8 protein-coding genes and 1 tRNA gene are annotated in these 11,558 nt (G+C 65.2%); 4 read left to right on the forward strand and 5 right to left on the reverse strand.

Annotated elements, in window-relative coordinates:
• The first annotated feature begins 92 nt into the window (after nt 1-92).
• The 3 genes from GTZ93_RS20105 (at nt 93) to GTZ93_RS20115 (ending at nt 2,891) form a co-directional block, all read left to right on the forward strand.
• Nucleotides 93-977 carry a hypothetical protein gene (locus tag GTZ93_RS20105; protein WP_139915629.1) on the forward strand — a complete coding sequence of 295 codons (885 nt, stop codon included), beginning with the start codon at nt 93-95 and terminating at the stop codon, nt 975-977.
• Nucleotides 978-1,205: 228 nt separating this feature from the next.
• Nucleotides 1,206-1,688: a toxin-antitoxin system YwqK family antitoxin gene (locus tag GTZ93_RS20110; RefSeq protein ID WP_139915630.1), complete on the forward strand. Its 483-nt coding sequence runs from the start codon at nt 1,206-1,208 to the stop codon at nt 1,686-1,688.
• A 102-nt stretch (nt 1,689-1,790) separates the two neighbouring features.
• Nucleotides 1,791-2,891 carry a TIGR04552 family protein gene (locus tag GTZ93_RS20115; RefSeq protein WP_171805326.1) on the forward strand — a complete coding sequence of 367 codons (1,101 nt, stop codon included), beginning with the start codon at nt 1,791-1,793 and terminating at the stop codon, nt 2,889-2,891.
• Nucleotides 2,892-3,668: 777 nt separating this feature from the next.
• On the opposite strand, the gene GTZ93_RS20120 is transcribed toward GTZ93_RS20115, so the two are convergent.
• The 3 genes from GTZ93_RS20120 to pabB all read right to left on the reverse strand — a co-directional run bounded on the left by GTZ93_RS20120 (nt 3,669) and on the right by pabB (nt 9,868).
• Complete coding sequence (locus GTZ93_RS20120; RefSeq protein ID WP_139915631.1) at nt 3,669-5,786, reverse strand: Ig-like domain-containing protein; 2,118 nt, start codon at nt 5,784-5,786, stop codon at nt 3,669-3,671.
• A 175-nt stretch (nt 5,787-5,961) separates the two neighbouring features.
• Nucleotides 5,962-7,608 carry a signal recognition particle protein gene (gene ffh / locus GTZ93_RS20125; protein WP_139915632.1) on the reverse strand — a complete coding sequence of 549 codons (1,647 nt, stop codon included), beginning with the start codon at nt 7,606-7,608 and terminating at the stop codon, nt 5,962-5,964.
• A gap of 154 nt (nt 7,609-7,762) precedes the next feature.
• On the reverse strand, nt 7,763-9,868 hold the full coding sequence (gene pabB / locus GTZ93_RS20130) for an aminodeoxychorismate synthase component I (protein ID WP_315967335.1): 2,106 nt from the start codon (nt 9,866-9,868) through the stop codon (nt 7,763-7,765).
• A 155-nt stretch (nt 9,869-10,023) separates the two neighbouring features.
• Between pabB and GTZ93_RS20135 the strand changes: the two genes are divergently transcribed.
• A tRNA-Leu gene (locus GTZ93_RS20135) sits at nt 10,024-10,109 on the forward strand.
• Nucleotides 10,110-10,125: 16 nt separating this feature from the next.
• Here GTZ93_RS20135 and GTZ93_RS20140 read toward each other — a convergent pair.
• Together GTZ93_RS20140 and GTZ93_RS20145 are read right to left on the reverse strand one after the other, a co-directional pair.
• Nucleotides 10,126-11,346 (reverse strand): tyrosine-type recombinase/integrase, encoded by a 1,221-nt coding sequence (locus GTZ93_RS20140; RefSeq protein ID WP_139923980.1) that lies wholly within the window; start codon nt 11,344-11,346, stop codon nt 10,126-10,128.
• A partial coding sequence (locus tag GTZ93_RS20145) for a helix-turn-helix domain-containing protein (RefSeq protein ID WP_315967336.1) occupies nt 11,343-11,558 on the reverse strand: 216 nt, incomplete at its 5' end. The genes GTZ93_RS20145 and GTZ93_RS20140, both read right to left, overlap by 4 nt.

Consider the following 11,558-nt stretch of genomic DNA (forward strand, 5'->3'; position numbering starts at 1 on the left):
AGGACTAAAGCCCGCTCGACTTCAAGCCCGGTGTCTGGAGTCAGGTGGCCGGAGACGCCGGGCGACGTAACCCATCCAGGAGGATGTTCCGAATGCAGCTGCGCAAGATGATGGTGATGCTCGCCGCTTTGAGCTCGATGAGCCTGGCCCTGACGGCCTGTGGCGATGACACGACGACGGTCGAGTCCTGTACGTCGGACACCGACTGTTCCTCCAATTTCTGCAACACGGCCGCCGGCGTGTGCATGGACACCTGCGAGAGCGGCTCGGACTGCGCCGACTCCGAGAAGAACTGCGCCGTGCTGGCCGGTTCGTCCAACACGCAGAAGGTCTGCCAGTGCCAGACCAACCAGCTGTGCAACTCGGGCGACACCACGGACCTGGTCTGCGGCACCGTGTCCAAGCGCTGCGAGGAGCCCGGCTCCACCCCCGAGGGCTGCACCAAGGACGCTGACTGCGGCGCCGGCAACACCTGCAACACCACCACGGGCGTGTGCAGCCCTGCCGCGACGACCTGCACCGGTGAGGGCCAGGCGACCTGCGCGTACGGCTCGGCCTGCTACAGCAACACCTGCTCGGCGCCCCCGGCCCCGACCTGCGAGAACTACCAGAACTTCGGCAACAAGGCCGCGCTGGGCACCACGGGCCCGATCATCTTCAAGGTCGCGACCGGCACCGCCACCACGGACACTGCCTTCTGCGGCGCCACCTCGACCAAGCGCGTGAAGATCACCATCTCCGCGTACTCCGACACGGCCTGGCCCGCGACGTCCGCCGGCCTGAACGGGTTCCTCTACGTCCTCGTGAACGGGAATACCCAGGCTCCGTCCATCAGCTCCTCCTCGGGCAACTACACGGTTTCTGGGAACCGCGCGGACATCGTCGCCAACATCTGCGTGCTGCCGTCGTCCAACACGACCTCCCTGGGCTACTACTTCACGGGTGGCAACTTCGCCTGCCACCAGGCCAACTACTAAGGCCTGGATGACGTGCCCCTGACGTATCCAGGGGCCGCAATCCACCGAAGTCATTGGAGCCCCGCCCAGGAATCACGGGGCGGGGCTCTTCGTTTGTTCCGCGGTCAGGACATCCAGGGGTTTGGTGGAGACTTCAAGGCGCGAGGATGTCCCATGAATTTCAGTCGGTTTTTCTCCGTCCTGTCTGGTGCGCGCTGGGGCGTTCCGGCGACTTCAAAAGGAGACTCCATGCAGTCCAAGAAGCTGATGCGGATGTTCACCCTGGGCCTGGTTCTCGCAGCTCCCGTGGCTTTCGCGGGAGACACCACGACGCAGCTGGCGTGTCCGGAAGGAACCAAGCAGGCCGGCTCCAAGGCGGACGGGCTGTTCTGCCGTAAGCCGGAACTGGCCGGTGGAAACCTGGTCGCGCACGGCCCCTACCGCTCGTTCCACGCGAATGGAAAGAAGGCGGCGGTGGGCCAGTACTTGAACGGCCACAAGACGGGAACCTGGTTCTTCTTCGACGAGGCTGGCAACGAGTACGACAAGATTGAGTTCGTCGAGAGCAACTACCACGGCACCCGGACGCTCTCCTTCGCGAGCGGCAAGCCCCACTTCATCGAGCATTACCAGCACGGCCTGAAGGACGGCGTGGTGCAGGAACTGAGCGAGGACGGCAAGGTCGTCCGTGAGAGCCACTTCGTGAAGGGCAAGGAAGTCGCCGCCAAGTAGCCAGGCGGACGTGGTCAGGAGGGCCCCAGCCTGCTTTCCAGGCCGGGGCCCTTCGCATTGCGGGGCTTTCCCTTGGGGCTCCAGCCAGATAGGAACAACGCTGTGAAGGCCCCCTCTCTCGTTCCAGTCCTCTCCGCTGTCCCTGTCCGCGCGGTGTCGCAGATGGGACTGCGTGAACTTGAGCGCATCCGGCTCATCCTGAGGGGTGGCTCGGTCATCGACTGGCGGCGCATGCACTTCCAGACGCGGGATGAGGTGGACCGGTTCCTGCGCCTCTGCCAACTGGACGTGTCACGGCCCTATGACGATGCCTGGGGCCGGACGGTGCTCGCCGATGCCGTGGAGTACCTGCGCAAGACCTTCGACTACCGGGTCGCGGACGCGGTGGCCCAGCCGGAAGAGCTCCATGACCTCTTCCTCTTTGCCTCGGGGGCGAAGGGCCTTGCTCGCTACCGGCGGATCGCCTGCATCGTTCTGAAGGTGATGCACGTCATCCAGCACATCGAAGGGCGTGATCTTCTCTTCCGGCTGGCCGCCTCCGAGGCTGAACTGGGGGAAATGGTCACGGAGAAGGTGCTGGGCGTTGCTCGTGAGATGAAGGAGATGGGCTTGCCCATCGTGGAGTTCGCCCACTCCATCAAGACGCGGGACTCCCTGGTCACGAAGCTGATTGCGAAGAAGGAGACCGTGGCTGCGCAGGTCTATGACCGCACGCGGTTTCGCGTCATCACCCGCAAGCGGGAGGACCTGTTGCCGGTCCTCTACTTCCTGACGCAGCGTCTGTTCCCCTTCAACTTCGTCGTTCCGGGGCAGACGGAGAACTCGCTTCTGCCGTTCAAGGGGCTCCTGGAGGAGAACCCTCACTTCGAGCAGTTCATCCCGCAGCTCCATCTGGATCGGGACTTCGAGGACCGCGAGGACCGGACGGGGAACACCTTCTCTGGGGATTCCTACCGGGTCCTCAACTTCGTCGTGGACCTTCCCCTTCGGATGGACCCCTACCTGCCTCCGCCGGAAAGTGACACCCGCCCTCGAAAGGGGCGGGTCACCTTCGCACTCGTCGAGTTTCAAATGGCGGATGAGGAGACGGCACGTCGCAATGAGCTCGGTGACAACGCGCATGAGAGCTACAAGCGCCGGCAGAAGCGCCGGGTTCTCAACCGCCTGAGCCGCGGACTGGTTGTGCCCAAGCGTCAAGGCTGACGTGTGGCAGGTGAAGGCTTCGGCCGCAAGCTTGTAGAGCATTGCTGAACCAGTCACCTGCGACGCCTGGGTCCAGCCGTCCCGCTTCACTCACCCTTCATGAAGCAGTGACGCAAATCTCGCTACCCCCAGTGAAGAAGTATCCAGCGGTATAACTCGTCGTCCCGCTGGGGAGGCAAAGGTTCACGTCAAACGTGATGTTTCTATTGTCGTTGGTTGTGGTGATGTTCTGGATGGCCGTTGCGTTGATCGCGGTTCCCGATGAATTGACGCAATAGAAACGATTGTAGAATCCGTCGATTGTAGTCGGAAGGTCGGCCGCTGGCGCATACGCCTTGAGTCGGAAGACTGCCCGAATCGGTGCATGGGTACCGCAGAATGTGAAGTCAGGCGCGAATTTCAACGCCACCGCCTCATGAATTACCGGCCCAGTCGACGTGCTGGCGTCCCAGTTGCTTCCGTGGATGATGAAGTTGTTGCAAGTCGGGACTGGGGCCGCTGCGCAGTAGCCGGAAGCAGTCTGACAGTAGTCGCCATAGTTGCATCCTCCTGGCTGGGAGGCGTTCTTGTGACACAGCCTCTCAAGCGCCGTTGTCTGAGAGCTTTCATCTGGTTTGCCTGTTGTTTCGTCTGTGTAGGGAGCGGGGCTGCAGGCGGAAAATGCAAGGGCTACTGCGAAGACATTTCTCGGGGTCATCCGTTTGTTGGTCATTGGGCTTCCGGAACTTGTAGTTGCTGCTGGGGTGATGTCAGGTGGAGGCCAGCATGGGGGCATGGCTAGTTGTTGAAGCGGGAAACATAGATGTTTGCTGAAGTCGCATCTTCTTCGGTCCATGCAACCAGGGGCTGGCCGTTTGAGTCCAATGCGACGGACGGCTTGGATGCCGGAGTGCCGGTGCTGGCCAAAGCATTAAGGGGTTGTGCGACGGCCTGCCAGTTCCCACCCATCCAGCGGCTGACCAGGATGTTCCTCTCAGCGCCGATGATGCCGCTCCATGCCAGGACATAAGGATTTCCTGTGCTCATGGCCAGGGTGGGATCTGTATTGCCAGTGGATGACGCGCTGATCGATTCGGGAGAGGTCCATTTTGTACCTTCCCACCGCGCCCATTGAATCTGACCGTCTGATGTCGGGTTCGAAGGAGACTCAGCCCACGCGACCCAAGGGCGGCCATTGCTGTCGACTGCGATGGAGGGGCTCCAGGATGCGTTTCCAATGACGCCTCCCCCCATCGGATTGGATTCATTCTCGGCGACACCAATGACGACTCGGCCGTCATAGGTGCTCGTGTCCAGGATGCTATACGCGACGTAGAGGCTGCTCGCGGAGGCCGCAGTGGAGAACGAGTAGACGCGTGGCGACTCCGGCGGGCGCGGAATGACAGTGCGCGTCCACGATTGTCCTCCAACGCTGAGTTGGTAGTGGCCAATCTCCGCGATGCCTTCATCGCCATTGAGAGCGTAGAGGTGGAGGACTCCGTTCAGTTCTGCTGCGAGGGATGGAGCCGATATCTCGAAGTCGCCAGAGTGAGGGGGAATGGATGGGAGGGATTCCCAACCTGTTCCTGTCCACCGGCGGGCAAAGAGAGAGACATTCGCTCCGGAACCAGACTCTTCATGCCATGCAACGACCGGTCGGTTCGCGGAATCAATGAGGAGCGTAGGCTGCGTTGCGTCCGTTCCTGCTCCGGCCAGGCCACTCAATCCGCCGCCCAGCATGGACCAGGCAGTCCCTGTCCAACGAGCCACATGGATGTTTTTGCTCGTTCCGTCTGACTCTGCCCAGGCGATCACGGGTTGAGCATTCCGATCCATCTTCAGTACGACGCCTTCCGCAGAGGTCCTGCCATCGACGGCGCTGATGGCTCCGCCCAAGGGCAGCCACGTCGGCACGGAGAATGTCCAGGCTGGGGCGTTGACCAGGCTGTTTCCCGCCAGATCCGTGAGCGTGCTCGCGGCGGCAGCGAGGTCGACCTGGATCGTGCCGGGCGCGGATAGGGGGCTCAGCGGTGTCGCAGTCAGCGTCTGCCCATCCGCGGAGAGTGCCACGGACTTCGCGATGGCATTCCCGGTGCCCGTCTTGAGCCCCACCGCCGACTCCGTCACCGAGAGCGGATTCATGGGCTCACTGAAAGTGACCTGGATGGCTTCACGGACCCCCACGGTCGCTGCGTCCTTGGCAGGCAGGAAGGACGCCACGGTGGGCGCGGTCCGGTCGACGATGACCGTTCGTGCCGCACTGGTGAAAACCGCTCCACCCCGGGTCGCGCGGATGGACAGCTGGTACGTGCCCTCTGCTTCCTGGGTGGTGTCCCAGGTGAACGAATACGGACTCCCCGTGGGCTTCACGAGCACCGTGGCGTCCTTCAGGATCTCCACCTGCTCCGCCGCGCCTCCTTCCACCGTGAACTGCAGGAGCAGGGGGCCTCGCGTGTACGCCTTCCCGGGCGTGGGCACGACCCAGTTCACCACCAGGTCACCGGGCTTTCCGACCGTCACCGTCAGCGTGGCCTGCTTCGTGACCGTGCCGCTCTTGCCCTGGAGCGTCAGCGTGTAGGCCCCGGGCACCGTGCCCGCTCCCACGCGGATGCTCAGGGTCGCACGCGTTTCTCCCTTGGGCAGGGTCGACGACTGCAACTCGATGCCCGCGGGCGGAGACACGAGGCTCCAGGTGACCGCGCCTCCCGTGGATTCGGTCCAGGCGAGCTGGACGTCGCAGTCCAGGGTTCCTCCTGGGAGGACCTGCTCCTGGGCGGGTACCGCCGTGAAGGTGAAGTCCGCGTCGGGGTCCGTCCGCGGATCCTCCTTGGGCGGGTCCTCCAGCGGGGGGACGTCGATGCATGCGGGGCTCAGGCCGATGCAGCTCAACAGCAACAGGTGTTTCAGGTTGGGCATGGGGGCGCGTTCTGCAAGCTCAGGACCGGTCGGTCCCGAGCGAGAACACTGCCATGCCCGTCCGCGGAACAGGACAGGCGTCCGGAGTCGGAGGCTCCGGAAACACGCCTGCCCGCCGCCCCCGGTTTTTGGTTGGGGACGCGCGGGCAGGGGAGGAACTCCGGAAGGCCGCGGACTACTTCTTCTTGCGGTTCTTCTTCTTGTTCTCCTTCTCCTTCTTGCGCCGCTCCTTGATGGCGTCGCGGTCGTCCGGCTTGCTCGCGGCCGGGGGCGCGTAGCCCATCAGGCGGGCCTTGGCCATCGCGGCCTGACCCATGGGCGGCGTGTAGCCTGGGGCGATCTGCGGCAGCTGCATGGGCATGCCCCCCATGCCTCCGCCCATCGCCGACATGGCCTTCTCCAGCGCCTTCGGGTCCTTCCCGAACATGTTGCCCAGGTCCATGTTCTTCATCTGGCCCAGCTGCCCCAGTTGCTTGAAGCCGGGGATGCGGCCCAGGAGGCCCGGGTTCTGGCCGATGGTGCCCATCACCTGCTGCATCATCCCGAACTTCTGCAGCAGCTCGCGCACCTCCTCCGGCTTGCGGCCACTGCCCTTGGAGATGCGGTTGATGCGGCTGCCGTTGATGATGTCCGGACGCAGGCGCTCCTTCTGCGTCATCGAGTCGTACATCGCCTCGATTTTGGTGAGCTCCTTCTCGTCCGGGTTCAGGTGCTCGGTGAGGTCGCCGAAGAGGGGGAACTTCTCCAGCAGGTCCTTCAGCGGGCCCATCTTGCGGACCATGCGGATCTGCTCGACGAAGTCCTTCATCGAGAACTGGCCGGAGAGCAGCTTGCGCGCGTCGTCCTCGGCCTTCTTCTCGTCGACGACCTTCTCGAAGTCCTTCATCAGGCCGACGATGTCGCCGAAGCCCAGGATGCGGCCCGCGAGGCCCTCCGGACGGAACTCCTCCAGCTTGTCCATCGACTCGCCCATGCCGAGGAACTTGATGGGCTTGCCCGTCACTTCCTTGATGGACAGCGCCGCGCCGCCGCGCGCGTCACCGTCCAGCTTCGTCAGGATGAAGCCGTCCAGCGTGAGGCGCCGGTCGAACTCGGCCGCCGTGCGGACGGAGTCCTGGCCAATCATCGCGTCGCACACCAGCAGGATGGTGTCCGGCTGCACGTTGGACTTGATGGACTCCAGCTCCGTCATCAGCGTCTCGTCGATGGCGAGCCGGCCCGCCGTGTCGATGAGCACCACGTCGCACTTCTGCTCGCGCGCGGCCGCGTAGCCCCGCCTGGCCAGCTCGGGCGGCTGCACGCCGGGCTCGTGGTAGACGGGGACCTTCAGCCGCTCGCCCAGGACCTTTAGCTGATCCACGGCGGCCGGGCGGTAGATGTCCGCCGCGACCAGCAGGGGCTTGCGCCCCTCCGCGAGCAGCCGGCTGGCGAGCTTGCCCGTGGTCGTCGTCTTACCGGAGCCCTGGAGGCCCACCATCATGATGCCGGACAGCTGGCCCTTGGGCTTCAGGTGGAGGCTCGTGTCCACCGGGCCCATCAGGGCCTCCAGCTCGTCGTGGCAGATCTTGATGAAGTGGTCCATCGCGCTGACCTTGCGCTTCTGGCCCCCCGCATCCGTGACGGACGTCTGCACCACTTCGCCCACGGCCTTCTCGCGGACGCGGGCGACGAACTTCTTCACCACGTCGAAGGCGACGTCGGCCTCCAGCAGGGAGACGCGGATGTCTCGCAGCGACTCGTCCACCAGCTCGGGGGTGAGTTCGCTCTTGCCGGCGAGGCGGTTCTTGGCGGCCCGGAAGCCCTTGGTGACGGTCTCAAGCATGGGGGGCGCTTTATAACAGCGTCCCGCCGGATGCGACGGTCACGGAAGCCCCGGCCGTCCAGCAGTGGAGGAATCGAGGGGCTTTCCCGACCACCCGGGATGCCACCGCCCCGGGAGCCCCACCCCGGAAGGCCCTTCCGGCCCCCTTTCGGGCTCAGTCCGCCGCCATCCAGGCCCCTCCGGGCTCGGGCAGTCCGTCCGGGCGCCCGAGCGCCGTGCACAGCGCCTTCAGGACCACGCGGGACTTGAGGAGCATCTCGTCCAGCTCGGCCGCCGGATCCGAGAGCGCCACGATGGCCCCTCCCGCGCCGATGCTCACCTCGCCGGGGCGGACCACCGCCGTTCGGATGACGACGTTCAGGTCCGCCGCGCCGGTGGCGGAGAAGTACCCGATGGCGCCCGAGTACACCCCCCGGGCCTCCCGCTCCAGCCGGTCGATGAGCTCCATCGTGCGCTCCTTGGGGGCCCCCGTCATGGAGCCTCCGGGGAAGGCGGCGCGCACCGCGTCCACGGCCGTGAGTCCCTCGCGCAGGTGGCCCCGGATGGTGCTCACCAGCTGGTGCACCGTGGCGTACGACTCCACGTGCATGAGCCGGGGGACGTGGACCGAGCCCACCTCGCACACGCGCCCGAGGTCGTTGCGCACGAGGTCCACGATCATCAGGTTCTCCGCCCGGTCCTTCTCCTGGGAGCCCAGTTGTTGGCGCAGCCGTTCGTCCTCGTCCGGAGTGGAGCCGCGGCGCAGGGTGCCCTTGATGGGCTTCGACTCGACCCAGCGGTCGGCGTCCACTCGCAGGAAGCGTTCGGGGGAGGAGCAGGCGATGCCCAGCGCTCCCATGCGGAGGTAGGCGGCGTAGGGGGCGGGGTTCAGCCGGCGCAGGCTCCGGTAAAGGTCCAGGGGCTCGACGTGCGTCCGGGCGAGGAGCTTGTTGGTGAGGCAGACCTCGTAGGTCTCGCCTTCGTGGAGCTGTTCCAGGCAGTGCTGGATGTCGGCCAGGTAGGTCTCGCGGTCCCTGGCGAGGCGGACTGGGAAGGGGGCTCCGGAACGGGGCTCGAGGGGCGCCAGCGGGGGCAGGGCGCGCAGGCTGGATTCCGTGGCGTCGAACCAGGACTGGACCTCGGCCGCCTCGTGTTCGGGGGCGAGCGCGACGAGATACACCGTGCGTTCGAGGTGATCCCAGGCCAGCAGCCGGTCCGCCAGGATGAGGCTGGCGTCTGGATCCGGTGAGGCATGCGGGGTGAGCGCGCCGCAGTCGTGCTTCAGCTCGTAGCCGAGGGAGCCCACGAAACCGCCCTGGAAGTCGAAGGGCAGCCCGGACGGGGTTGCTCGCAGCCTCGTCAGCTCCTGCTGGAGGAACTCGAACAGCTCGGTGGAGTGATCCTCTGTTCCCTGACTTCGGCGCACGGTGAGCCGGCGTGGGTTCACCTGGTAGTGGATGACGGCGCTGTGCGGGCCGGTTGCGTCTCCCATGAAGGAGTAGCGTGACAGGCCGGCCTCGACGCGGCTGCTGTCCAACCAGAAGGCGTGGTCCCTGTCTCCGAGGAGCGCGACGAAGGCCTGCTCCGGGTCGGCATCGAGCCGCAGCTTCCGGTGATGGACCCGGAAGATTCCCGGCGGAGGGAGGGGCGCTCTCTCCTCGGTCGCTTCAGGGCGGCGACTGGGACGAGGGGTGTGATGCTCGCGGCTCAGGCGGACGAAGTTGGCGAGGAGCTGGCGGCCGTGGGTGGTGGCGATGGACTCCGGATGGAACTGGACGCCCCAGCGGGGGAGGGAGGCGTGGCGCAGGGCCATGAGGACGCCGTCGGGGGTCCAGGCGGTCTCCACCAGGTCCTCGGGCAGCGGCCGGGCGAGGCAGAGCGAGTGGTAGCGCACCACCTGGAAGTCTTGCGGAAGACCCTGGAAGAGGTCCGTCCCCGTGTGGCGCACCGGGCTCAGCCGTCCGTGCATGACCTCCGGTGCGTGCTGGATCCGTGCTCCGTGGACGTGGCCCATGCCCTGGTGGCCCAGGCATACGCCGAGGATGGGGACGTCCGCTTCGAGGAGCGCGTCGCGGCAGACGCCGAAGTCCGCCGGATGGTCGGGACGCCCGGGGCCCGGGGAGATGACGATGTTGTCGAACGCGAGCTCGCGCAGCTCCCGCCACGGCCGCTCGTCGTTGCGCACGACGAGGGGCTCCGTCCCTCCGACCTCCGCCAGCAGCTGGAAGAGGTTGAACGTGAACGAGTCGTGGTTGTCGATGATGAGCGTCCGCAGCCGCACGGCGCGCACCTTACCGTGGGAGGCGCGACACGGAGATGGTTCGAGCACGGCTGCCGGGCAGCCGTACTTGGCGGTCCAAGGATGACGGTGCCGCGCGCCCTGGCGTGAGCGGATGCCTCGCTCGGGCTGCCGGGTCTGCTATCTTTCCTGCCATCGCACGAGTGGCGGAACTGGCAGACGCAGCGGACTTAAAATCCGCTGACTCGTAAGGGTCGTCCGGGTTCGATCCCCGGCTCGTGCACTTCTTCGGTCAGTCGTTACGGGTGGTTAGCGGCTGCCTCCGCTTGTGTCGCACGTATGTCGCACGCGGGCGCAAGGGGCTGGTCAAGGACGCTGACCGCCGCCCTCCGCGTGTCAGGGCTCAGGTGTGCATAGCGCATCGTCATTTCGATCGTGGAATGGCCCATCAGCTCCTGAATGACCTTCAGCGGCACGCCGCGCATGGCGAGATGACTCCCGTAGGTGTGGCGCAAGTCGTGCCAGCCGATTTGCCCCACTTCGCGGGTGATGCCTGCCGCTCGGAGGGCACGGCTAAGCGGGGCCGCCATCTTGCCTTTGGTGAGCGGTTGACCGTCCTCTTGGCAGAACACGAAGCGCCCCCGCAGGTGCCGGTGGGCCTTGAGGGCATCCACCACGGACGCAGGCAATTCGACCGCCCGCTCGCGTCCGCCCTTTGGCAAGCCCTCCACCCCGCGCCAGATGGTTCGGCGGACGTGAAGCGTGCTTCGCGGCAGGTCCAGGTCGTTCCACTGGAGCCCAATCAGCTCCCCTTGCCGAAGCCCTGCCTTGATTGCGACGAACAGCACGGCCCGCCATTCCGGCTCAGCGACGGCGAGAAGCTGTTCGGCTTCCTCAAACGACAGGAAGTCGAAGGGCGGCTTCGGAAGCTTCCTGAAAATCTTGACGCGCGTCGCCTGCGGAATGGCCCCTTGCTCTTCCGCGAGTGCTAGCAGCTTTTGAAGCACGGTCAGAACGTTGTTGATGGTCTTCAAGCTCAGGGGCTTGGGGGCCTTGTTCATCCGCTTCCGGACGGCCCGTGCTGACGCGGACTCCTTCAGCTTATGGGCCGCCGATTTCTTGGCGCGCATAAGCGCCTTGAAGTCCTCGATCTTGGCCGAGTCGATACTCGCGATAGCCATTGCGCCGAAGAACGGGAGGACGTGGTCTCTGAGAATCTGGCGCTTGCTGTCGACGCTTGAATGCTTGTTGTTGTTCTCGCTGTAGGTGAGGAAGCGCTGGGCGAACTTCTCCAGCGTGAGCGGCTCTCCCTCGCTCGGCTTCTCCTTTCCGAAAGTCCCATTGAGTAGGGCGTTGCGCAGCTCGCGTTCGTATTGCTCAGCACCCCGACGGGTCTGCACGGGCGAGAACTTCACGACCCGTTGCTTCCGTCCGTCTGTGTGCTGAAAAACGAAGTCCACTTGCCACGCCTCCTCTGACTTCCCTTCCTTGTTCTTCCACTTCCGCAGCCTGACGCTCATCGTCGCTTCCTGTCGTCAGAATCGCGGTCCTTACCGGGGGAGGAATCTACCAAGGCAGCACGGCGGATCCGCAGCGATTTCCCCACGCGAACGACGCCCGGCACTTGCCCCAGCCGGATCGACTCATAGAGCGTCTTCCGGTTCACGCGCAGGATTGCTGCGGCCTCTTCGACGGTCAGGAACTCGGGCGCGCTGGAGCCCGCTACCGTGGG

It is taken from the genome of Corallococcus exiguus (assembly GCF_009909105.1).
Taxonomy (GTDB): domain Bacteria; phylum Myxococcota; class Myxococcia; order Myxococcales; family Myxococcaceae; genus Corallococcus; species Corallococcus exiguus.

Bases quoted from the DNA above. Each gene is read 5' to 3' on its own strand.
- GTZ93_RS20105 (WP_139915629.1), top strand. From the start codon at position 93: ATGCAGCTGCGCAAGATGATGGTGATGCTCGCCGCTTTGAGCTCGATG.
- GTZ93_RS20120 (WP_139915631.1), bottom strand. From the start codon at position 5,786: ATGCCCAACCTGAAACACCTGTTGCTGTTGAGCTGCATCGGCCTGAGC.
- GTZ93_RS20140 (WP_139923980.1), bottom strand. From the start codon at position 11,346: ATGAGCGTCAGGCTGCGGAAGTGGAAGAACAAGGAAGGGAAGTCAGAG.
- GTZ93_RS20110 (WP_139915630.1), top strand. From the start codon at position 1,206: ATGCAGTCCAAGAAGCTGATGCGGATGTTCACCCTGGGCCTGGTTCTC.
- ffh (WP_139915632.1), bottom strand. From the start codon at position 7,608: ATGCTTGAGACCGTCACCAAGGGCTTCCGGGCCGCCAAGAACCGCCTC.